The sequence below is a fragment of the Cupriavidus sp. JZ107 genome, from assembly GCF_053903255.1.
The window spans coordinates 2,184,933-2,203,424 of sequence record NZ_CP096481.1 but is presented as its reverse complement, the minus strand read 5'-3'; the positions used below and the strand labels follow the sequence as shown (position 1 = coordinate 2,203,424).

General features: G+C 64.6%; 31 protein-coding genes. 15 read left to right on the top strand and 16 right to left on the bottom strand.

Annotated elements, in window-relative coordinates:
• The 15 genes from M1D55_RS19580 to M1D55_RS19510 form a co-directional block, all read right to left on the bottom strand.
• Positions 1 to 798 (bottom strand): hypothetical protein, encoded by a 798-nt coding sequence (locus M1D55_RS19580; protein ID WP_456281638.1) that lies wholly within the window; start codon positions 796 to 798, stop codon positions 1 to 3.
• A 1-nt stretch (position 799) separates the two neighbouring features.
• The gene (locus M1D55_RS19575; RefSeq protein WP_456281637.1) at positions 800 to 1,060 is read right to left on the bottom strand and encodes a hypothetical protein; all 261 of its coding nucleotides are present in this window, start codon (positions 1,058 to 1,060) and stop codon (positions 800 to 802) included.
• On the bottom strand, positions 1,057 to 1,392 hold the full coding sequence (locus M1D55_RS19570; protein WP_456281636.1) for a hypothetical protein: 336 nt from the start codon (positions 1,390 to 1,392) through the stop codon (positions 1,057 to 1,059). Before M1D55_RS19570 ends, M1D55_RS19575 begins: the two co-directional genes overlap by 4 nt.
• Positions 1,389 to 1,796 (bottom strand): zinc-finger-containing protein, encoded by a 408-nt coding sequence (locus tag M1D55_RS19565; RefSeq protein WP_456281635.1) that lies wholly within the window; start codon positions 1,794 to 1,796, stop codon positions 1,389 to 1,391. The genes M1D55_RS19570 and M1D55_RS19565 overlap by 4 nt, the downstream gene beginning before the upstream one ends.
• A 4-nt stretch (positions 1,797 to 1,800) precedes the next feature.
• The gene (locus tag M1D55_RS19560) at positions 1,801 to 2,301 is read right to left on the bottom strand and encodes a hypothetical protein (RefSeq protein WP_456281634.1); all 501 of its coding nucleotides are present in this window, start codon (positions 2,299 to 2,301) and stop codon (positions 1,801 to 1,803) included.
• A 57-nt stretch (positions 2,302 to 2,358) separates the two neighbouring features.
• Positions 2,359 to 3,177 (bottom strand): hypothetical protein, encoded by an 819-nt coding sequence (locus tag M1D55_RS19555; protein ID WP_456281633.1) that lies wholly within the window; start codon positions 3,175 to 3,177, stop codon positions 2,359 to 2,361.
• 22 nt (positions 3,178 to 3,199) lie between these two features.
• The gene (locus M1D55_RS19550; RefSeq protein ID WP_456281632.1) at positions 3,200 to 3,784 is read right to left on the bottom strand and encodes a PD-(D/E)XK nuclease family protein; all 585 of its coding nucleotides are present in this window, start codon (positions 3,782 to 3,784) and stop codon (positions 3,200 to 3,202) included.
• The gene (gene bet, locus M1D55_RS19545; protein WP_456281631.1) at positions 3,784 to 4,731 is read right to left on the bottom strand and encodes a phage recombination protein Bet; all 948 of its coding nucleotides are present in this window, start codon (positions 4,729 to 4,731) and stop codon (positions 3,784 to 3,786) included. The genes M1D55_RS19550 and bet overlap by 1 nt, the downstream gene beginning before the upstream one ends.
• A 35-nt stretch (positions 4,732 to 4,766) precedes the next feature.
• Positions 4,767 to 5,042, bottom strand: coding sequence for a KTSC domain-containing protein (locus M1D55_RS19540; protein WP_456281630.1), 276 nt, complete (start codon positions 5,040 to 5,042; stop codon positions 4,767 to 4,769).
• 21 nt (positions 5,043 to 5,063) lie between these two features.
• Positions 5,064 to 5,246 carry a hypothetical protein gene (locus M1D55_RS19535; protein WP_456281629.1) on the bottom strand — a complete coding sequence of 61 codons (183 nt, stop codon included), beginning with the start codon at positions 5,244 to 5,246 and terminating at the stop codon, positions 5,064 to 5,066.
• The gene (locus M1D55_RS19530; RefSeq protein ID WP_198752607.1) at positions 5,243 to 5,392 is read right to left on the bottom strand and encodes a hypothetical protein; all 150 of its coding nucleotides are present in this window, start codon (positions 5,390 to 5,392) and stop codon (positions 5,243 to 5,245) included. The genes M1D55_RS19535 and M1D55_RS19530 overlap by 4 nt, the downstream gene beginning before the upstream one ends.
• Before the next feature lie 112 nt (positions 5,393 to 5,504).
• On the bottom strand, positions 5,505 to 5,723 hold the full coding sequence (locus M1D55_RS19525; protein ID WP_456281628.1) for a hypothetical protein: 219 nt from the start codon (positions 5,721 to 5,723) through the stop codon (positions 5,505 to 5,507).
• Complete coding sequence (locus M1D55_RS19520; protein WP_456281627.1) at positions 5,720 to 6,037, bottom strand: hypothetical protein; 318 nt, start codon at positions 6,035 to 6,037, stop codon at positions 5,720 to 5,722. The genes M1D55_RS19525 and M1D55_RS19520 overlap by 4 nt, the downstream gene beginning before the upstream one ends.
• Positions 6,038 to 6,056: 19 nt before the next feature.
• On the bottom strand, positions 6,057 to 6,392 hold the full coding sequence (locus M1D55_RS19515; RefSeq protein ID WP_456281626.1) for a hypothetical protein: 336 nt from the start codon (positions 6,390 to 6,392) through the stop codon (positions 6,057 to 6,059).
• Between the two features lie 175 nt (positions 6,393 to 6,567).
• A complete protein-coding gene (locus tag M1D55_RS19510; protein ID WP_456281625.1) occupies positions 6,568 to 7,572 on the bottom strand; it encodes a LexA family transcriptional regulator in 1,005 nt (334 codons plus the stop codon).
• Between the two features lie 82 nt (positions 7,573 to 7,654).
• On the opposite strand from M1D55_RS19510, the gene M1D55_RS19505 reads away from it, so the two are divergent.
• A complete protein-coding gene (locus M1D55_RS19505) occupies positions 7,655 to 7,900 on the top strand; it encodes a YdaS family helix-turn-helix protein (protein ID WP_456281624.1) in 246 nt (81 codons plus the stop codon).
• A 235-nt stretch (positions 7,901 to 8,135) separates the two neighbouring features.
• Here M1D55_RS19505 and M1D55_RS19500 read toward each other — a convergent pair whose 3' ends face one another.
• Positions 8,136 to 8,543 carry a hypothetical protein gene (locus M1D55_RS19500; RefSeq protein WP_456281623.1) on the bottom strand — a complete coding sequence of 136 codons (408 nt, stop codon included), beginning with the start codon at positions 8,541 to 8,543 and terminating at the stop codon, positions 8,136 to 8,138.
• Positions 8,544 to 8,718: 175 nt separating this feature from the next.
• Here M1D55_RS19500 and M1D55_RS19495 point away from each other — a divergent pair, with 175 nt between their 5' ends.
• The 14 genes from M1D55_RS19495 (at position 8,719) to M1D55_RS19430 (ending at position 18,490) form a co-directional block, all read left to right on the top strand.
• Positions 8,719 to 9,105 carry an XRE family transcriptional regulator gene (locus M1D55_RS19495; RefSeq protein ID WP_456281622.1) on the top strand — a complete coding sequence of 129 codons (387 nt, stop codon included), beginning with the start codon at positions 8,719 to 8,721 and terminating at the stop codon, positions 9,103 to 9,105.
• Positions 9,102 to 9,287 (top strand): hypothetical protein, encoded by a 186-nt coding sequence (locus tag M1D55_RS19490; protein WP_456281621.1) that lies wholly within the window; start codon positions 9,102 to 9,104, stop codon positions 9,285 to 9,287. Before M1D55_RS19495 ends, M1D55_RS19490 begins: the two co-directional genes overlap by 4 nt.
• Positions 9,287 to 9,463, top strand: a complete 177-nt coding sequence (locus M1D55_RS19485) for a hypothetical protein (protein WP_456281620.1) — start codon at positions 9,287 to 9,289, stop codon at positions 9,461 to 9,463. Before M1D55_RS19490 ends, M1D55_RS19485 begins: the two co-directional genes overlap by 1 nt.
• Before the next feature lie 3 nt (positions 9,464 to 9,466).
• Positions 9,467 to 10,327: a hypothetical protein gene (locus M1D55_RS19480; protein WP_456281619.1), complete on the top strand. Its 861-nt coding sequence runs from the start codon at positions 9,467 to 9,469 to the stop codon at positions 10,325 to 10,327.
• Positions 10,324 to 11,694, top strand: coding sequence for a replicative DNA helicase (dnaB, locus tag M1D55_RS19475; protein ID WP_456281618.1), 1,371 nt, complete (start codon positions 10,324 to 10,326; stop codon positions 11,692 to 11,694). Before M1D55_RS19480 ends, dnaB begins: the two co-directional genes overlap by 4 nt.
• Positions 11,695 to 11,804: 110 nt before the next feature.
• Entirely contained in the window at positions 11,805 to 12,263 is a 459-nt protein-coding gene (locus tag M1D55_RS19470) for a hypothetical protein (RefSeq protein ID WP_456281617.1), read from the top strand.
• Entirely contained in the window at positions 12,263 to 12,733 is a 471-nt protein-coding gene (locus M1D55_RS19465; protein ID WP_456281616.1) for a hypothetical protein, read from the top strand. The genes M1D55_RS19470 and M1D55_RS19465 overlap by 1 nt, the downstream gene beginning before the upstream one ends.
• 110 nt (positions 12,734 to 12,843) lie before the next feature.
• Positions 12,844 to 13,266, top strand: a complete 423-nt coding sequence (locus M1D55_RS19460; RefSeq protein WP_456281615.1) for a recombination protein NinB — start codon at positions 12,844 to 12,846, stop codon at positions 13,264 to 13,266.
• Complete coding sequence (locus M1D55_RS19455) at positions 13,263 to 14,252, top strand: phosphoadenosine phosphosulfate reductase domain-containing protein (RefSeq protein WP_456281614.1); 990 nt, start codon at positions 13,263 to 13,265, stop codon at positions 14,250 to 14,252. Before M1D55_RS19460 ends, M1D55_RS19455 begins: the two co-directional genes overlap by 4 nt.
• Positions 14,249 to 14,455: a hypothetical protein gene (locus tag M1D55_RS19450; RefSeq protein ID WP_456281613.1), complete on the top strand. Its 207-nt coding sequence runs from the start codon at positions 14,249 to 14,251 to the stop codon at positions 14,453 to 14,455. Before M1D55_RS19455 ends, M1D55_RS19450 begins: the two co-directional genes overlap by 4 nt.
• Entirely contained in the window at positions 14,452 to 15,081 is a 630-nt protein-coding gene (locus M1D55_RS19445; protein ID WP_456281612.1) for a hypothetical protein, read from the top strand. Before M1D55_RS19450 ends, M1D55_RS19445 begins: the two co-directional genes overlap by 4 nt.
• A gap of 201 nt (positions 15,082 to 15,282) precedes the next feature.
• Entirely contained in the window at positions 15,283 to 16,284 is a 1,002-nt protein-coding gene (locus M1D55_RS19440; RefSeq protein ID WP_456281611.1) for a RelA/SpoT domain-containing protein, read from the top strand.
• 201 nt (positions 16,285 to 16,485) lie between these two features.
• The gene (locus tag M1D55_RS19435) at positions 16,486 to 17,019 is read left to right on the top strand and encodes a hypothetical protein (protein WP_456281610.1); all 534 of its coding nucleotides are present in this window, start codon (positions 16,486 to 16,488) and stop codon (positions 17,017 to 17,019) included.
• Positions 16,949 to 18,490, top strand: coding sequence for a terminase (locus M1D55_RS19430; RefSeq protein WP_456281609.1), 1,542 nt, complete (start codon positions 16,949 to 16,951; stop codon positions 18,488 to 18,490). The genes M1D55_RS19435 and M1D55_RS19430 overlap by 71 nt, the downstream gene beginning before the upstream one ends.
• The last annotated feature ends 2 nt before the right edge of the window (positions 18,491 to 18,492 follow it).

Below are 18,492 nucleotides of genomic sequence, written 5' to 3'. Positions count from 1 at the left end.
TCACGCCTCCTTCGACGCGGCGAGGGCCGCGCGGGCCTTGTCCATTTCCTGCTGGAAAGCCCCGTCGACGTAGGTGCGGTGCCCCGGTGGGTTGTTTATCGCGTCGTCGTAGATGTCGACCAGCGCGGCCAGTTGATCGCGCCGCTGGTCTGCCGGCGCAGCTTGGGCGAGGACGGCGCGGGCGATACGGCCTGCGCGAATGGTGCCAATTCGTTCGGCCTCATCAGCAAGGCCGGCGTTCACCAGCATGCGCCACGCGTCTTGGTCCGTCAGCCCTTGCGCCCCGGTAGCGGTTTGCGGCACCAGCGGCACAGAGAAGTCATCCAGCGTGATACCGGGCACCTTTTGCGAGGCGCGCACAACGGCGCCGGTATCCGGCCGCATGTATGCCACCGGTTCCTGTTCCGTCCCTGCGGCGGGCGCGGAGAGTAGGGCCAGCAGCGTTTCTGCATGTTCCACCAATCGCCGCGACACTGCCTTGTTTTGAGCTTTCCAACGTTGGCTGAGAAGATCGCCCGCCACCAGCAAGTCTTTGATGATCGGGTCAATGGTGCGTCGATCCACCCCGCGCGCTTCCTCGGCGGGCTGCTCGGCCTGGCGCTCCACGCGCTCGGCGTATTCGCGCATGTCCTTGACGTAGCCGATCAGCAGTTCCCATGCGAGACCAATAGGTTTTCCGCCGCGGAGGCCGTCCGGGTAGCCCAACGCCTCGGCCAGTTCCTTGCGGTAGTCGCGCTGTTCGGCCTGCTGCGCGCTCGGCTGCGGCTCCCGGTAGAAGCGGTTCTCTCTTTGGTCCATGTCAGGCCTCCGGGATCAGTTGCCACCCCATGCGATCGCCGCTGGCGACGAAGCGGATCTTCCCGGCCTTCCGGAGCGCCTGGAGGCGGCGGTCCATCACCCGAAAGGGATCGACGCCCCATCGTGAACGGGTGGTACCTTCCGCTTTGGCGATGCGTTCGCACTCGTCATGCACCGTGCCAGCGAAGATCTGATTGAACTGCGTGCGGCCCGCTTCGATGCTGCTGAAAATGAGCGAGTCGAGCTTCTCGTACTTGGTCATGCTTGATCCTTGATCGATGCCAGAAATGCGGCCATCGGCCCGAACTTGACCCACCGCGAGATCGGCCAGTGCGGGTTCTTCACCGCGGCGCGCTTCACCTCGCGCGCCAGCTTCTCGAGCTGCGCGAGCTGCAGCGCCTGAACGGCGTGCGCCTGGTTGGCGATTTCGGCGCGTTCCTCGGCCAGCGCGGCCGCGCGCTCGGCGGCCTGTAGCCGCTGACGCATCTCGGCGATCTCGCGCTTGAGCGCCGTCGAATCGCGCGCGAGGTCGACGATGTCGGCCTGCAATCGCTGCTGAGCGCGCGAGAGTGGGGTGCCGATGGGCCAGTTCATGGTTTCTCTACTCCTTGGACAGCAGCGCAAACCTCGACCACGCGGCGGCATTCATCGACGCTCATGTAGCCGATGTGGGTCTTCTCGATCGGAAGTCCGAGTTGCTCAGACAGCCATCGATATCCGGCGCGCCGCGCATGCCCTTTAGAACATCCCTCCTTGGCGATCTTTCGCTTCCAGAGAGGATCGAAGGCGGCATGTGCCTTGACCTTCCATTCGCGCAGTTCTGCATTTGCCAGGCCTCCTAGGGGCTTCGTGGTACCCGGGTGGCAACCGACCCACGCAGCGCAGGGAGAGCAGGTCCACACCGGGCCGTAGTCGCGTTGATAGGGATAGCCCGGGTCGCCAGCTGCAGTGAGGCGTGCTGGCTGCTTGCAGTAGCGGCAGAGCTTTTCCTTCGGCATGGCGCTACGCCGCTTCCTGCTGGGCCGGCTCTTCCGCGCTCAGGCTCATGTGCACTTCCTGGCCGAGCAGCGACAGCAGCTTCGCCGCGGTCTTCTCGTCGGGATGGACCTGCGCGCGGAAGTTGACGAAGACGGTGCCGCCTTCCTGGAAGTCGAACTGCACCTTGTTGATGCGCGCTTCGTCGAGCACGATGTCGTCGGACTCGCGCACGCCGTTGTGGACGGTCAAAACGTGGTGCTCCCAGTCGCCGGCCCACTTCACCGGGCCGATGCTCGGGTGCTTCAGGTTCGGCAGGTAGCCGGGGTCGGTCACCAGGTCGCCCTGCACGGACTCGTCCTTGTGGTAGAAGCTCGCCTTCAACATGGGCGAGAACAGCGACAGCACGTCGTTGGACAGCCGCGCTTGCAGCTTCAGGTCGACGGCCAGCACCGGCTCGTCGCCGTGCTTCTCGTTGCGCGTGTTGATGTGGGTGATCTTCACCAGTTCTTGATCGAGTTCGAGCATTGGCGGCTCCTGTGGAATAGAAAGGGCCGGGTTGCAGCGCCGGCCAAGGGGGATCGGTCAGGCGGCGCGGGCCGACATCACCGCGTCGGGATAGGCCTCGACGCCGGGGATGCGCATGGCTTCTTTCTGCGCCTTGGCGAGCTGGTTCAGCGCCGACTGGTTGATGTCGACCAGGTGCTGGTGCTCCGGGTGCTCGGCGATGAAGCGGATCAGCGCCATCTTGTCGACGCAGCGCGCCTTCCAGTTCTGGCGGGTCGACAGGCCAGTCACCTTCGGTGCCGCGGTGGCCACCGGTACCGGCGCAGCGGTCACGAGCTCGGCTGCGGTGGCGATCTGCTGTGCCTGCTCGGCACCGGCGGCCGCGGTGCGCTCCGCCTCGGCCTTCAGTTCTTCGGCCTTCTGCTGGTCGCCTGCGGCGGCGGCCGCTGCGGCGTCGCGGGCAATGCGCTCGGCTTCCTCGCGCGCGGCGCGCTCGGCTTCCCGTGCCTCGGCCTCGATGCGCTCGCGTTCCTTCCGGGCGGCTTCGTCGGCGGCGCGCCTGGCCTCGTCAGCCTTGCGCTGCTGCTCGCGGTCGTAGGCCAGCAGGGCACCCTTGAGCGCCGCCTCCGCCGACTCGAGGTATTCCTTTGGCGCGCGGAACAGGTCGTTCACGGCCCGCAGCGCCTGATTCAGCGGGCCGGTGATCGAAGTGCGCTGATCCTCGACCTGCTTCATCAGCGCCTTGACGCCCTTCAGATCGTCGCTGGCGAGCTGGTACATGGTCGGGCTGTCGATGACGTAGCCCTGCGCGCTCTGCAGCGCCTTCTGCGCCTTGCCGGCCAGCACGACGGCGGCGCTAGCGTCATAGGCGATCGTGCCTTGAGTATTGGTGGTCATGATGTCGTTCTCCAGGCCGCGATTAGGCGGCGTGCTTGTTGCGGTAGCGGTGCAGGGTCAGGCAGGACAGGAAGACGGCCCAGTCCTCGGAATCGGTCATCGCGTGCAGTCGGTAGGTGCCGTCGTCGCGCAGCTCGACCGCGTAGCGGCCCTGGACGCGTCGGCCGGTCTCGTGCTCGACCGCGTTCTTGTAGGCGGCAAGCTGCGGGCCGTAGCTCGGGTACATCGCTCCGGTCTTGATGTCGAGCACGCAAAGCTTGCCGTCCATCACCACCAGGCGGTCGTAGGTGCCGGCGTAGCGGTGCACCGGGTGAAAGACGCGGTGCTCGAGGCCGACGATCTCGAACGGCTTTTCCGCGCGCAGGCGAATCCAGGCGTCGAGGTAGGGCTGCACCACCGCCGCTACGGTCGATTCGTCCAGTTCGCCGCGGTCGTGAAGCTCGGTCGCGGCGTGGACGGCCGTGCCGAGGTCGCGCTTGTACTGCAGCGTCGCCGGCGGAATCATCGACAGGTCGTTGAGCGGCGCCAGGATCTGCGTCACGCTCGGGATGACCGTGCCGCCGACGGTGTAGGTGTGCGACGCCGGGTCGAATTGCAGATCCGACATCAGCAGTTCTCCCGGATGTAGTCCTGGAAGGCGATGAAGCCGTCGCGCGTCAGGCCATCGAGCGATGCAGGCACAGACAGGCACAGCGTGGCGATCGCATCTTCGATCGCGATTTCGGCGCCGGTCAGCTTGTTGCGGATCCACTGCTTCTCGCCATCGGTGACGGCGTCATCGAGCTCCGCGGCTGTCGCGGTCGCCGGCGCAGGCGCCGGAACGGGGGCGGCCTGGCGCTGCACTGGCTCGCCTTGGGCGACGCGCTGCGCAGGCATGTCGATGGGGCGAGCCTCCTGCTGCTGGATCTGCCGTGGCCGCGCCTGTGGCATCTGGACCGCCGGCGCGCCGTTGCCGACGACGTCCGCCGTGCCCATGTCGCGCTCGACGATGCGCTGGGCCTCGTCCTCGTCGTAGATGCCAGCGAAGCCGTACGCCAGGCGGGCGCCTTGAATGAGGGTCTTGTGGCGCATCATTCGGGCCGGATGGCTCTTCCACGGCTGCATGGCCGCACGCACCACTTCCGCGAACCGCTCACGTACCTTGATAGGCCGCGCGCGATCTTTCCGGTAGATGTGGACCTCCATCCAGACCGGAACCTGCTTGCCCTCGAAGGTGGTGGTTTCCTCGGACTCGACGAACTCGAAGCCGTCCGACTGCGGGTGTTCATTGATGATCCGCGACCAGCCGTCGACGCCGACCACTGGCACGATGCCGCCCTTGTCGGGAAATGCGTAGATCTCGCGCGTGAAGGGATTGAGGCCGTACTGGTCCGCGACGATCAGCAGCGCGGCCATCTGCTCGTTGCTGATGTCCTGGTTGCCGTTCTGGCGGAAGGCAGTGGCTTTCAGCGTGCCGAGCAACTTCTCCGGCTCGATGCTGTACTTGGACGCGAACTTGGCGACCAGCGTCTGTTTCTGCGGGGCAGCCGGGCGTTCGGCGACGGCGGTGGTCATGTAGGTCTCCAGGCAGGAAAGGTGAAGGGGATGGTTCAGACGGCCGGCGCCGACTCGACCTTCACGTACGGGTACTTGTCGGCGAACGGCTTGATGTGCTTGTAAAAGTGCGAGCCGATCGACTCGGCGTCGCGGAACGCCGCGAAGTCATCGGCGCTCACGTTGCTGTAGTGGTAGAGCGAGGTCGGCGCGCCGTCCTTGCTCTTGAAGCGGATGGCCAGCGTCGAGCTGCCGGCGTCGTGGCCGATGCTGTGGATCTGCGACGAGTCGACACGATCCATCTGGATCGCGATGGAGACGAGGGAGGTCATGGTCTTCTCCGAAGGGTGATGTCAGGCGCCGGCGCGCAGAGCGACAGCGAGGTACCAAAGGGCGCCGATGCCGATGCCGTACACCGCGACCAAGAGCCAGTCGGTGATGTCGTATTCGGGCTCGACGTGCAGTTGGGCTTTAGGGCCGCACGCATCGCGCAGCGAGCGGTGGACCTGGTAGTCGGTGGTGGTGTCGTCGATCACAGGTATGCCCTCACGATGTCGATGACGTTGGCCAGCAGCAGCGCGCCGATGACCAGCCACGTTGCCGCGCGCAGCCGGCGCAGGTTCTTGGCCTGGCGCTCGCGCATGGCCCTGAAGTCGTGGATGTCGATCACGGCCAGGCTCACGGCAGCACGTTGGCGATCTCGTGCGCGGCGCAAACCACGGCGAAGATGGCCATCACGTAGTAGAGGATCAGGTTGTTGCGGCGCTGGACGGCGCGCAGATCGTCGTCGGACATCACAGGGTCTCCAGGTAGTTGCGGCACAGGGATTCGATGGCGCCGCGGTCGTAGTTGCGGTCGCCGAGCTTCGCCACGTCATTGCTTCCGGCGAAGCGGGCATAGACACCGCGCACGGCGATGTGCCCTTGGTCGAGCTCGAAGTCGACGGTCAGCTCGTAGTCCGGGCTGATGACAGGACCGTCGTCGCACTCGCGGGTGAAGACGTAGCGGCTCATTGCGCGGCTCCCGCGCGATTGGCGAACGATTCGGCCATCGCGATGAACTTCTTCGGCTCCCACTTCGCCATGCTGTCCAGTTCCTTGGCGAGCGCGGTGGCACCAAGCTTTGCGCCGTAGGTGGCCACGATGGCTTCGCCGTACGTCGCCAGCAGTTCCTTGGCCTTCTTCTTTGCCTCGCGCGTGTCGGCCGCCTTTGCCTTGCGCTGCACCGCCGCCTCGCGGGCGACGCGAGCCTTGTAGGCGTCCAATTCGCGGTCGATGGTGCTCAGCCGACCGGGAATGTTCAGAACGCCGTGATCGAGTCTGGTCATTGCTGGCTCCCGACGGCGATCAGGCGATCGCGCCGTTGCGCGACAGCAGGGAGTCGGGGAGGGAACGGATATGTAGGACGCGCAGACCGAGCGCTTCTTGCTCGTCGGCCGCCGCGGCTTCGTCGATTAGTGCGACGTGGTGGCGGGTGTCGCGCTCGTATTGCTGCAGGATCTCGCGCGCCATGGAGAGCAGTGCCACGTCGCTCAGATCGCCGCGCAGCACCAGGGCGGCCACGGGCGCCATGTAGGCGCCGGCCTCGAGGTCGTTGTCATTGGCGAAGTTCAGCGGGTCACGCTGAATCTGCTCGGCGACTTCGGTCTGGGCGGTGGTGAAAGGGTTGTTCTGGGCTCGCATCGCTGACTCCATCGGGTGGTGCGTCGATGGAGAAATACTAGCAACGCTAATCAAATCAATCAACAGCAACGCTTGTTGATTTCGATTGATTGTTTAAATAGCACTGCTTGTGTCAATAGCGACGGGCGAAAAAATACCCGCCATAGGGCGGGTTCGGATGGACCGGAACCGTGGCTTAATCCGGGCGCCAAGCAGACGACTTCACGATGCCGGCCACGTAGTGCATGCGCTCGATCTGTTCCAGGGGGATGCGCAGCATGCCGTGCCGCTCATTGACCGACGCCAGGTTGGCGACGCCATCCCGGACATACGCCAGTTCCTTGACCATGACGCGGCCATCAACCGATCGGACCAGAACTTCGTCGCCGTTGGTTACGGTTCGGTTGGGCTCGACCACCACGAACTCGCCGTGCTTCACGCGCGGCCGCATTGAGTCGCCATTGCAGCGGAGCCCGTAGGCATCCGGGTCTGAGGTCGGGAAGTAGAGGAACCCGTCTCCGTCGCCGACTGGGTACTCGATCTCACAGAAGTGTCCGTTGTCTCCGAGCTGTGCCATTCCTCTTACTGGTATTCGTCTAAAGGCGCCCGCTGGAATCGGGACGGTGTCCAGCGGGAGGCCCGGTTCATCGTGCTGGGCGGGCTGAATAGCCTGCACCTTGGTCGGCCCCTTGCCGTTTATAAGCCATGCCGGGTTGTAGCCAAAGGTGTCCTGCAACTTGACCGCGTGATGCAGGGGCATTTTGACGCCGTCGCCCTCCATCCATCCACGGACGACCGGCACCTCGACTTCCAGCACTTTCGCCAAGCCTTCGGCGTCAAGGCCTTGCTCGGCCATCACGCGGGTCAGCCGATCGACCGGTCGGGATCCATTTTCGCCGGCCGCCCCAATGGTCGGAACGGTATCGACCACCGCGGTCGAGGCGCGCCGGATCTCTTCAGCTAGGCGCGGGCTGAAATCACCCACCCCGACCCCCAGACCTTGAGCGAACCCGGTGGCCGCCTTGATGTTCAGCGGCCGGCGGCCATTCAGGTACTGCCACACCATGGACTGGCTCCCGATGCCAAAGCGGCTGCCGAACTCTTCCTGGCTGAGCTTTCCTTTCCGCTCGGCGAAGAGGGACTTCAATCGCTCGGCATCTTCGATTTGCCAAGGCTCGAGGGTAGTGGAGGGCCGATTCATGCGCGGGAGTGTAGCAATGCTAGTGGGCGTGACAACCAGCAGCGCTGTTGACATATGCACAAGCGATGCTAGTATTTCGGGTATGAAACTCGCCGAATACCTCGACTCGACAAAGACCAGCCAATCGGCTTTCGCCAAGCGGTTGGGCGTTTCACAAGGCCTGGTCTACCAGTGGCTCGCCGGCAAGCGACCTATTTCGGCGGAGCAGTGCCCCGTCATCGAACGCCTTACCGGAGGGCTAGTGACCTGCGAAGAGCTCAACGACAAGGTCGACTGGGGCTACGTCCGAGGGACGGGGCACCAGGCCAATGCGCAGGAGGCGGCGTGATGGCCTTCTTGGCGGTCGTACTCATTCTCGCCGCGGCGTGCCTGGTGGCATCGCTGCCGGTCGGCGGTTGGCCTGCAATCGACTTCCGCGGCACAAAGCACCTTTCACCCCCGGCCAGGCAACAGGTACCGGCCTGGAGGCGATTCGAATGACGCGTACCCGAGGACTGTCTCTCTGGCTTCTGCGCCTGGAGCGCTACGGCCGCCGAAGCAGAAAGCTGGAACGGACGACTTGGTTAATCGCGATCGTCGCGATCCAGCTTCATTACGGCGGCTTGGTCGCCAGGTCGACGGCGGTCGCGAATGATCTCTTGGGCCAACAGTGTCGCCCCGGACTCGAGCAGCAACAGAAAAACGATCAGGGCGGAAACGTAGAGCGAAGCGTCGTTTACCCACGTCAGACCGCTCATGACGTGTTTTGCCCCTTCGATTGCTTTGGGGTCCTGCGGAAGCGTTGCCAGTTTTCCGGATGCGGCCTGAGCGGTGAAGTACATCCCGGCGACCCATCCCAAGCCCGTCAGCGTGGCCACGGCAACGATCAGTTCGAAGCGGCGCTGAAGACGTAGATAGATGCGGGGCTCTTTCCACGCGAAGGTGAGGACGGCTCCGGCGAGAGTTATCGCGAGGGTGATGCTCAAGTTCATGCGTATCCCTTTCGTGGGCGGTTGAGAAGGTCAGAGGTCTCGATTGTTCCATGACTGTGGGTACGCACCCTAGTAGTGGTGAAGGCGTCGCAGGTCGACGCCTTCATTTGGCCCTCGGGCCAACTGTGGAAGCAACTGTGGAACCGATTGTTTTTGCCAATCAGGAGAACAACAAATGCGGGTAGCTGAAGAGCCGGAAACCGGCGTCAGTACTGGGTCTCAAGCGTTTTTCACCACCGGCAAGGGGCGCTTTCTGCCCGATGCCGAGATCGCGACGTGCTCGACGTACCGAGACGCCTGCGCTCTGGCGTGGGAACGGCGGACGCAGCATGGTCTGACGCTCCAGGCTCTGGCCGCTCTGGCCGATCTCTACCCGTCTCACGTCAGCGACTACTTCCAGCGCGAAGCCTTTAATGCGAAGGGCAACCCGCGCCGCTCGCTGCCGGCCGACAAGATCGCCGACGTCGAGCGCGTGCTGGGCAACCGGATTCTGAGCCAGTACCTCATGCACCGCGGGGCCCTGACCATCATGGAAGCGGTGCTGGCGGCGAGGAATGCATGACGGACACAGAAGCGATCGAAGTGGCCACCAAGGCCATGGAAGACGCGATGAAGCAGGGCGGTGGAGACGATCTGAAGATGACCAAGGCACTGGCCAAGGCCATGCGGAATCCACGCGTCGCCCAAGCATTCGCCACCGTCGGATACCTCGACGTGCTGGTCGAGCAGAACACGAAGCATTGATGGACACCATGGACGCACAGCAGGCACAGCGCGCGCAGATCGCGTGGATCAATGAGCTGCTGCACCGGATGACGGTCGCCAATTCGGCCGACGTCCGCATGCAGCTGTGCGCTGAAGCGAAACAAGCGATCGCCGAGCTGCTGGGCAGCCCGGGCACCGCGCAGGTATTGAGGTAGCAGATGCGCGACTACGGCAAGATGCCCACTGCGCTTTGGTCAGACCCCAGCTTCCTGGGGCTGAGCGACCAAGGCAAGGTGCTGGCGCTCTATCTCCTCAGCAGCCCACACACGAACATGATCGGCGCGTTCCGTCTTCCTGACGGCTATGTCGCCGAGGATCTTCGCTGGCCCATCGAAACGGTTTCGGAACGGTTTGACGAACTGTTTCGGAACGGTTTCGCGGCTCGTGATGAAGGGTCGAAATGGGTGGTCATCCACAAGTTCTGTCTGTGGAACGAGATCGAGAACCCGAACCAAGGCAAGGCAGCGGCCAAGCTGTTCCACCAGGTACCCAACGATTGCGCCGTAAAGCCAGTATTGGCGCGGGCTCTGCGGGATTTCGCGCCGAAATTTCCGGCCGAAGTTAGAGAGCCTTTCGAAACCCTTGGCGAACGGTTACCCAAACCGTTTCGAAACCAGGAACAGGAACAGGAACAGGAAAGAACTACCCCCCATACCCCCCAAGGGGGCAATGGACGGCCGATCGACAAGGCCGAGAAACCAAAGCGCTCGGCTATCGGTTTGCCGGCCTACCTGAAGGCCTGCAAGCAGCAGGGCGTAAAGCCCATCGCCGAGGACGACACCGTCTTCGCCTACGCCGAGCAAGCGGGCATCCCGCTCGAATTCCTCCGCCTCCATTGGCTCGAGTTCAAGGCCCGGTACAGCCTGCCTGACGCCAAGCGGTACAAGGACTGGCCGGCAGTGCACCGAAAGTCTGTGCGCGGCAACTGGTTCAAGCTCTGGTACATCGCCGGCGACGGTAACGTCGTGCTGACCACGGTCGGCGAACAGGCACGGCGCGTCCACGCGGAGGCAGCATGAACGCCCCCATGCCACTCCCGGGCCACGATGACCGCCTTACCGCGGTGGCTTCCGAGCAGGCCGTGCTCGGAGCGCTGCTGATCGACAGCGAGTGCTTCGACCGCATCGGTGACCTGCAGGCGGAGCACTTCACCGTCGGCGATCACCGCGCCATCTTTGCCGAGCTGTCGCGCCAGATCCAGGCCGGCAAGCCGGCCGACTGCATCACCGTGTTCGAACGCCTGAAGGCTGCTGGTCAAGGCGCCGCCGACCTGGCGTACCTCACCGAGCTCGCGCAGAACACGCCCGGTACCGCAAGCGTCGGCCGGCATGCCGCGATCGTCCGCGAGAGGGCGGTGCGCCGCGCGCTGCTGGTCCTCGGTAGTGAGCTTGCCCAGGAGGCGAAGGCTTCGCCAGACGAATCGCCGGCGTTGATCGACCGCGCCACCAGCCAACTGGAGGCGCTGGCCCAGGCTCGCGTGCGCAAGGAGCCGACGCACGTGTCGGCCAGCCTCGTGGAATACGCGCGGACGCTGCAATCCCGGGAGACCGATGGCGCTCGGGCGATCTCGACCGGCTTCCGCGACATTGACGCACTGCTCAACGGTGGCATTCGGCCGGGCGAGCTGATCGTGGTTGCCGCGCGGCCGAAGATGGGCAAGACCGCCTTCGCGCTCGGCCTGGCGCGCCATGCCGCCCGCGGCCGGCAGGTGCTGGTGCTGTCGATGGAGATGCCGCGCGCGCAGCTGGACGATCGGAATCTGGCCGCGATCGGCCACATCCCGCTTTCGAACCTGCTAACTCCAAGCCGTATGGCGGACGACGAATGGAACCGACTATCGCAGGCGATGGGCGTCCTGGAAAGCATGGGCCTGTGGCTCGACGACCAAGGCGGTCTGCGCTTGCTGGACGTGCGCATGAAGGCGAAGCAGGTCAAGCGCCGCGCCGGGCTCGACGTGCTGGTGATCGACTACCTGCAGCTCATGGAAGGCGAGGGCGACAACCGCAATGCGCAGATCGAAGGAATCACGCGCGGTCTGAAGGCGCTGGCGAAGGAACTGGACATCGCCATCGTTCTGCTGTCGCAGCTCAACCGCGAGCTCGAGCGCCGGCCAAACAAGCGGCCGCAGCCGTCCGACCTGCGCGACTCCGGCGCGATCGAGCAGGACGCCGACGTCGTGATGTTCCTGTACCGCGACGAGGTCTACAACCCGGACACCACGGACAAGGGCATCTGCGAGGTCGACGTCGCGCTCAACCGGCAGGGCCAGCCTGGCCGAGTTGCATTGGCCTACATCGGCGCGCAGACCCGATTCGAAACACTTGCGACGAACTGGCATCCGGCGCCACCGAAGCGGCCGCCCAACGCTTCGCGCGGCTTTGAATGAGGCATTCCATGACTGACTTTTTCGACACCGTGACGCGTGACGAGGCGACCGACCAAGTCGCTGATTCAAAACGCAATGACCTCGCAGCGTTGGGTACGCCGGCGTGCAACATGAACATCCTGGCGATCGACATCGGCACCACCACCGGCTGGGCGCTCGGCATGCGCGACGGCACCGTGCACAGTGGCAGCCAGTCGTTCGCGCCGCGGCGGCAAGAGGGACCCGGCCAGCGCTGGCTCAAGTTCTCGGCCTGGCTGGGCGAGCGCGCACGGCAGGCCGGCGAACTCCACGCGATCTACTACGAGCGCGTGCTGCGCCATACCGCGGTGCAGGCCGCCCACGTCTACGGCGGCTTCGAATCGCACCTGCAGGCCTGGGCCGATCGCAACCGCGTGCCGCTGATCGCCGTGCCGGTCACCGTCATCAAAAAGGCTGCGACGGGGAAGGGCAACGCGAAGAAGGACGCCATGATCGCCGCGATGCGCGCGCGCGGCCACCGCGTCGTCGACGACAACCACGCCGATGCGCTGGCGCTGCTCCAGTACGCCCGCGCACAGGAGGCTGCGTGATGGCCAAGAGCAAGAAGCCGCGCAAGCCGTATCGCCCCAGCTGGAACGGCGCCGGCGTGAAGCTGCGCACCGAGCCGTGGAAGGTCGACGCTGTGTTCCGGCCGCTGGAGACCATCCTCGACGGCCTGGAGCGTGACGGCGCCGTGACCGCGACCGCCGCCGGCGTGCCGATCTTCCGCGACGCGAACGACGGCTGCTGGTACGAGACCGCGCCGGCGGTGGAGGGCGTCGCCTGCGCCTTCGAGATCCACGCCAAGCGGCAGGGCCGCGCGGTACCGGTCGAACCGCTGCTGGTGCTGGCCAGGAAGCTGCGCTACGCGATGCCGCTCGAGCAGGCGGACGTCGCGGCCGCGCGCGGGGCGCTGGGCGCGCTGCGCGCCGAGGCCATGCAGATGACCGCGGCGTACGCGCGCGACCTGGTGCAGAACACCCGAATCCGAATCGAACTGGACGCGAAGGAGGCTGCCTGATGCTGACCTGGAACGGCTACTGCTGCTACTGCGGGGGTTTCGGCCACCGCGCCGAAAACTGCCGCTGGAACCGCGGCGTCAAGCTGGCGCGCTCGGTGGAGGCCTGAGCCATGGCAACGCTCTACCGCGAATTCACCCTCAAGAGCCCCGGCATCTGGCCGACGGTGCTGGCCTTCATCAAGTCCAACGCCGCGGCCTGCCTGGAAAAGGGCACGCCGCTGCGGCTCATTGTCACGGCCGAAGAGCGCCGGCGCACCACCGAGGCGAACCGGTACTACTGGGGCGTCGTGCTGCGCGACATCGCCGAGCAGGCGTGGGTCGACGGCCAGCAGTTCAGCAAGGACACCTGGCACGAGTACTTCGCGGACGTCTACGGCGTGAAGGTGGAGCTCCGGCTCCCGGATGGGCGCACGCGCGTCACGCGGAAGTCAACCGGCGATATGTCGGTCGGGGAGTTCAGCGAGTACCTGGCAAAGGTGCAGGCGCACGCGGCCAACGAGTTCGGCGTCACGTTCGATGGGGTGCATGCATGAGCGTTGTCCACGTGGTTTCCATGTCTGGCGGCAAGGACAGCACGGCCACCGCCATCCTAGCGCTGGAGCAGCATGGCAGCGCAGACTGCCGCTTCGTCTTCGCGGACACCGGGAACGAGCACGAGCAGACGTATGAGTACGCGCTCGACTATCTGCCCGCGGCGCTGGGGATCAAGGTCGATGTGGTTCGCGCAGACTTCGCTGACGAGTTTGCGACCAAGCGCGCGAATCTGTCGCGCATCGCTGCGGGGGAGCCGGAGAGCGTGGTCTATGGCCGGCGCAAGTTCCAGTACGCCTGGACGCCGGCCGCCGCAGCTCGCGCGCTGGAGCTGCTGCATCCGACCGGCAATCCCTACCTCGACATGTGCATGCTCAAGGGCGGTTTCCCTTCGCGCAAGCGCCAGTACTGCACGGATTACCTGAAGACTCAGCCGCTGACGGCCTATGCGGTTGATCTTCTCGACGCCGGTCACGCTGTCTGGTCCTGGCAAGGCGTCCGGATCGACGAAAGCCAGTCGCGCCGAGAGCGACTCCAAGGCACCGGCGCCTGCGTCAAGTCCTTCCAGGAAGTCGGCGGCGGCCTCTTCAACTACCGCCCCATCTTGCGCTGGACCGCTCGGGACGTGTTCCAGGCCCACGAGCTGGCTGGTGTCAAGCCTAACCCGCTGTACCTCCAGGGAATGGACCGCGTCGGCTGCATGCCGTGCATCAACTGCAGCAAAGCCGAACTTCGGCAGATCGCCCTTCGGTTTCCGGCCGAGATCGAGCGGATAGCCGAATGGGAGCGCTTGGTGTCGGCGGTCTGTCGCCCGCGCTCGCCAGTGTCGTTCTTTCACATGGGCACGCAGGGACATTCTGGACAGGACTCGACGATCCACGCCGTGGTGGAGTGGAGCAAGACCACGAGGGGCGGCCGGCAGTACAACCTTCTCGATCAACTGGAGGAGCCGACGGCGTGTGCATCCGCCTACGGCTTGTGCGAATGACGCTGCCCGCCCACATGTACCGCGACCCGGCCGAGGTCTACGAGCGCGCGGAGGCGCGAAGCTGCAAGGGCTGCGTCCATGAGCGGTCGGCCACGCTGTTCGGCACCACGGTCAGGGCCTGCATCAAGCTGTTACCGAACGGCAAGCGCCGACACCACGGCCGGCGCTGCCAGCACTACGACGATGGGGAAATCGAACAATGAGCGACGCGATCTTCAGGAGCACCGAGCAGGCGCTGCACGTGTCCTATCTGGTGCTGTCCATGCCGCCGCGGCAAGGCGCGCCGTTCCGGAACATGCTGATCCGGATGCTCGAGGATCTGGACCACCCGACCGACAAGCAGCAGGCGTGGCTGGACCAGCTCCGCGGCACGACGGGCAGCGGGACGGTGAACTTCGGTGGCCTGACCCCGGACGAGATCCGGGCCCAGTGCAGCATGGTCACGGCGGCGGTGCGCGACCGGCTGCCCAGCCAGGAGATGGCCGCCATCTGGGCCCGCTTCGCTGTGGGCGAGGAGAAGGTCGGCGGCATGAAGCGGCTGGCGCTGTTCGCGCGCCGGTCATGCGGGCTGACGGCCACCACGCTGCTGTTCGACCTGACGGCGCGGCACTACCTGCCGCGGGACCGGAAGGAGGGGTACAGCTTCCGCGCGATCGCGGAGAAGCACGAGGTCAGCAAGGATCAGGTGTTCCGGGCGGCGAAGTGGATGGACGCCCATTACCGGGCGCTGGAGAACCTGGCGCTGGCCCGGCTGGAGCCGAAGTTCGTGGCGCACGGCCTGGTCGAGGACCGTGCAACGTGCGATGAGCCGGAATGCCTTGCGGCATAAGGGATAGCGGCGAAAAAGGGCTTGCGTTTTTGCGACAAGCGGTATAGATTTTCGCCAGACTCGCAGCAAGAGTGCCTAAAGCCCCGCCGGTTAGTGCCGCGCGGGGCTTTTCTCTTCTGCCGCTGTCCTGAGGTTGGTGACAAGGGCTTACTGTAAAATTGGCTATCGATATCAAAGTACGGCGAAGCTCGCTAAGATCCGATGGCATTCGTGCCCCCAATTTTCAAGCCCAATAGAGTCCGTACAGCCGGGAAGCGCATCGCAGCTGGTACCGCTTCTCCTGAGGATTGGGCCGTCTTTGGTAATTGGCGCAACAGCCACGCCTATGTACTGAACACGTTCCAGAACAACCTCCGTCGGCATATCGGGGCGCGGAATGTAACCCTTGCCCAGCGCCTCAAGCGTAAGAACACGATCGTTGACAAGCTCACTACCGGGCGCGCGCGAGACTTGTCGACGATGCACGATCTCGCGGGCTGCCGGCTGATCTTTGAATCTATCGAGGAGCTCCTGGAATTTCGAGACATCGTGCACAGGTCCCGCGCGTTGCATGAGTACGAAAGCGACGGGAAGTACGACTACCTGGCTAATCCCAAGCCGACCGGATACAGGGGCATGCACGATGTATTCCGATATCGGGTCCTCTCTGAGGCAGGCAGCCTCTACAACGGCCTGCGCGTGGAGATCCAATACCGCACGCGGGTGCAGCACACTTGGGCGACTGCGGTCGAAATTAGTGACTTCATTGAGCAAAAGCGCGTGAAGTTCGATCAAGGAGCCGACCCACTGCGAGAGAGGTTCTTCACGTTGGCCAGCGAATTTTTGGCACGAACGTATGAGGACATGACCGGGCCGGTACCTGATATCACGGATCAGCGGCTAGAAGAAGAGCTAACGGTATTGGAGATGGAGCTTGGCCTTTTCCACCGGCTAAGCGTGCTCGACATTGAGAGGGTAGAGATCCCGCGGGGTAAGAATGTCGTGTTGCATTTTGCTCAGGACAGGCTCGTAGCGGAATCGTTCAGGCGAACTCAGCAAGCTCTTTCCCGTCGCGACGAAATCGAACGTGACAATCCGGACGACGATGTGGTCTTCGTGCGGGCATCTAAGCCCAATGAAGTTGCTACTGCCTTCAAGAATTATTTTAAAGACACGAAGGAATTTGTCGAATTGATGGCGCCTATCGCAGTCCACTGGGAATAACCATCGAGCTGTCTTCAGGCCCGCCTAGGGATACCTCGGCGGGCTTTTTTCGTTCTCACGGTCTCGATCGGAGTCGAGGTCTTCTCCCGGCCGGCGGTGGGGCAAAACACCGGCAGCTGCTGACGTGGTGACAAGCCGGTCTCCTCCTGCGCGCTGGCGCGGGCATCTCACGGCGGCGGGCAGCAGCATTCCTGAATTCCCATGGCAAAAGCAAAGGACATCGACTGGGTTGCCGTCGAGGCGGCTTATCGCGCCGGCACCGAGCCCGTGACCGCGATTGCCGCGAAGCACGGCATCAGCCATACCGCGATCAACAAGCGAGCCAAGGCGCAGGGGTGGATCCGGAACCCCGGCACCGCCAAGCGCGCCCTCGTGGAAGCGCATTTCAGCGGCGCGGCGCCGTCCGCCGAGGGCGGAGTTTCACCGGAAGTTTCAGGCTTAACCCGTGAAACCATCGCCGGCGCGGCCCGCCAGGACATCGACGACATGGAGCGCGGCCTGCGCATCCATCGGCTGTGCCTGGCGAACCTGGAGGCCTGCGCCGGCGAGGCGAGGGACCCGAAAGAAATCAAGACAATCGTCGAGGCGGCCAGCGCGGCTGTCGCGGCGATCCGCAAGATTCGCGGCCTCGACGCACCGACGCCTGCCGACATGAAAGACATCGATGCAGCAATCGAGGCAGAACTGGCGCAACTGGAGCGCAGCCGACAAGCTGGCGCTGCTGCAGACACTTAAGGCGCGCAACCGGCTGAACTGGAAGCCGCTGCCCGGTCCGCAGTCCATGGCCTACGCCTGCCGGGCAGACGTGCTGCTCTACGGTGGCGCTGCCGGTGGTGGCAAGACCGACCTGGCGCTTGGCAAGGCGCTGACCCAGCACCAGCGATCGCTGATCCTGCGGCGCGAGTTTCCGCAGCTCAAGGGCATCTTGCAGCGGGCGGAAGAGCTGTACAGCGAGTACGGCAAGTACGGCGACAAGGTCTGGCGCTGCGAATTCGCCGGCAAGCGCCGGATCATCGAATTCGGATCGGTTCAGCACGAAGCCGACAAGAACAAGTTCCAAGGCCGGCCGCACGATCTGAAGGTCTTCGACGAGGCGGCCAACTTCCTGGAATCTCAGGTCGAGTTCATCGCCGGCTGGAACCGCAGCGAAGATCCTGACCAGCACTGCCAGGTGCTGCTCTGCTCGAACCCGCCGACGGACGCCACCGGCGACTGGCTGAACAAGTGGTTCGCGCCGTGGCTGGATCCGGCGCATCCGAACCCGGCCGCACCCGGCGAACTGCGCTGGTTCGCGTCGATCGACGGCGAACAGCACGAGTGCGAGACCGGAGATCCGTTCATCCTGGTGGATGGTCAACGGGTGTATGACTTCGACCCGCAGAAGGTCAAGAAGGTCGACATCATCCGGCCGCTGACGCGCACCTTCATCCCGGCGCGGGTCACGGACAACCCGTTCTATGCCGATTCCGGCTATGTGGCGAAGCTGCAGGCCCTGCCTGAGCCGCTGCGCAGCAAGATGCTGTACGGCGACTTCGGTGCGGGCCGGCAGGATGACCGCTGGCAGATCATCCCGAGCGAATGGGTCCGGATGGCGCAGAGGCGCTGGGTCCAGCGTCCGGAGTGCGACGCGCCAATGACCGCGCTGGGCGTGGACGTGGCGCGCGGCGGGCAGGACAAGACGATCCTGTCGCCGCGGCACGGCAACTGGTTCGCCCCCCAAGTCTCGATTCCCGGCAAAGAGACGCCAGACGGGGAGGCGGTCGCGGCGCAAGTCCTGCTGCTGCGCCATGCACGCACGGCAGTCAACATCGACGTGATCGGCGTCGGCACAAGCCCGTACGACATCCTGAAGGGCAAGATCAAGGTCTACGCCGTCGCCATGAACGGGTCTGAGGGCTCGGATGCGAAGGATCGCACCGGTCATCTGGGCTTCGTGAACAAGCGCGCCGAGTGGTGGTGGCGGATGCGGGAAGCACTGGACCCAGTACACGGCGACGACCTGGCGCTTCCACCTGACCCGCAATTGGCCGCCGACCTCTGCGCGCCGCGGTGGAAGATGACTGCGCGCGGCATTCAGGTCGAGTCGAAGGAAGAAATCAAGAAGCGGATCGGCCGCAGCCCGGACAAAGGCGACAGCGCGGTCTATGCGCTGGCCGACGGCGGCGCCATGGCAATGCTGGCCCGACACTTGGCACTCGCAAGCTGACA

Excerpts from the sequence above, each read along its gene's own strand:
- M1D55_RS19495 (WP_456281622.1), top strand. The coding sequence starts at position 8,719 with ATGCGGGTAGCTGAAGAGCCGGAAACCGGCGTCAGTACTGGGTCTCAA.
- M1D55_RS19430 (WP_456281609.1), top strand. The coding sequence starts at position 16,949 with ATGCAGCAATCGAGGCAGAACTGGCGCAACTGGAGCGCAGCCGACAAG.
- M1D55_RS19580 (WP_456281638.1), bottom strand. The coding sequence starts at position 798 with ATGGACCAAAGAGAGAACCGCTTCTACCGGGAGCCGCAGCCGAGCGCG.
- M1D55_RS19555 (WP_456281633.1), bottom strand. The coding sequence starts at position 3,177 with ATGACCACCAATACTCAAGGCACGATCGCCTATGACGCTAGCGCCGCC.
- M1D55_RS19520 (WP_456281627.1), bottom strand. The coding sequence starts at position 6,037 with ATGACCAGACTCGATCACGGCGTTCTGAACATTCCCGGTCGGCTGAGC.
- M1D55_RS19570 (WP_456281636.1), bottom strand. The coding sequence starts at position 1,392 with ATGAACTGGCCCATCGGCACCCCACTCTCGCGCGCTCAGCAGCGATTG.
- M1D55_RS19550 (WP_456281632.1), bottom strand. The coding sequence starts at position 3,784 with ATGTCGGATCTGCAATTCGACCCGGCGTCGCACACCTACACCGTCGGC.
- M1D55_RS19450 (WP_456281613.1), top strand. The coding sequence starts at position 14,249 with ATGACGCTGCCCGCCCACATGTACCGCGACCCGGCCGAGGTCTACGAG.
- M1D55_RS19505 (WP_456281624.1), top strand. The coding sequence starts at position 7,655 with ATGAAACTCGCCGAATACCTCGACTCGACAAAGACCAGCCAATCGGCT.
- M1D55_RS19575 (WP_456281637.1), bottom strand. The coding sequence starts at position 1,060 with ATGACCAAGTACGAGAAGCTCGACTCGCTCATTTTCAGCAGCATCGAA.
- M1D55_RS19455 (WP_456281614.1), top strand. The coding sequence starts at position 13,263 with ATGAGCGTTGTCCACGTGGTTTCCATGTCTGGCGGCAAGGACAGCACG.
- M1D55_RS19480 (WP_456281619.1), top strand. The coding sequence starts at position 9,467 with ATGCGCGACTACGGCAAGATGCCCACTGCGCTTTGGTCAGACCCCAGC.
- M1D55_RS19465 (WP_456281616.1), top strand. The coding sequence starts at position 12,263 with ATGGCCAAGAGCAAGAAGCCGCGCAAGCCGTATCGCCCCAGCTGGAAC.
- bet (WP_456281631.1), bottom strand. The coding sequence starts at position 4,731 with ATGACCACCGCCGTCGCCGAACGCCCGGCTGCCCCGCAGAAACAGACG.
- M1D55_RS19515 (WP_456281626.1), bottom strand. The coding sequence starts at position 6,392 with ATGCGAGCCCAGAACAACCCTTTCACCACCGCCCAGACCGAAGTCGCC.
- M1D55_RS19485 (WP_456281620.1), top strand. The coding sequence starts at position 9,287 with ATGGACACCATGGACGCACAGCAGGCACAGCGCGCGCAGATCGCGTGG.
- M1D55_RS19490 (WP_456281621.1), top strand. The coding sequence starts at position 9,102 with ATGACGGACACAGAAGCGATCGAAGTGGCCACCAAGGCCATGGAAGAC.
- M1D55_RS19560 (WP_456281634.1), bottom strand. The coding sequence starts at position 2,301 with ATGCTCGAACTCGATCAAGAACTGGTGAAGATCACCCACATCAACACG.
- M1D55_RS19540 (WP_456281630.1), bottom strand. The coding sequence starts at position 5,042 with ATGACCTCCCTCGTCTCCATCGCGATCCAGATGGATCGTGTCGACTCG.
- M1D55_RS19440 (WP_456281611.1), top strand. The coding sequence starts at position 15,283 with ATGGCATTCGTGCCCCCAATTTTCAAGCCCAATAGAGTCCGTACAGCC.
- M1D55_RS19445 (WP_456281612.1), top strand. The coding sequence starts at position 14,452 with ATGAGCGACGCGATCTTCAGGAGCACCGAGCAGGCGCTGCACGTGTCC.
- M1D55_RS19470 (WP_456281617.1), top strand. The coding sequence starts at position 11,805 with ATGAACATCCTGGCGATCGACATCGGCACCACCACCGGCTGGGCGCTC.
- M1D55_RS19460 (WP_456281615.1), top strand. The coding sequence starts at position 12,844 with ATGGCAACGCTCTACCGCGAATTCACCCTCAAGAGCCCCGGCATCTGG.
- M1D55_RS19435 (WP_456281610.1), top strand. The coding sequence starts at position 16,486 with ATGGCAAAAGCAAAGGACATCGACTGGGTTGCCGTCGAGGCGGCTTAT.
- M1D55_RS19525 (WP_456281628.1), bottom strand. The coding sequence starts at position 5,723 with ATGAGCCGCTACGTCTTCACCCGCGAGTGCGACGACGGTCCTGTCATC.
- M1D55_RS19510 (WP_456281625.1), bottom strand. The coding sequence starts at position 7,572 with ATGAATCGGCCCTCCACTACCCTCGAGCCTTGGCAAATCGAAGATGCC.
- M1D55_RS19500 (WP_456281623.1), bottom strand. The coding sequence starts at position 8,543 with ATGAACTTGAGCATCACCCTCGCGATAACTCTCGCCGGAGCCGTCCTC.
- M1D55_RS19565 (WP_456281635.1), bottom strand. The coding sequence starts at position 1,796 with ATGCCGAAGGAAAAGCTCTGCCGCTACTGCAAGCAGCCAGCACGCCTC.
- dnaB (WP_456281618.1), top strand. The coding sequence starts at position 10,324 with ATGAACGCCCCCATGCCACTCCCGGGCCACGATGACCGCCTTACCGCG.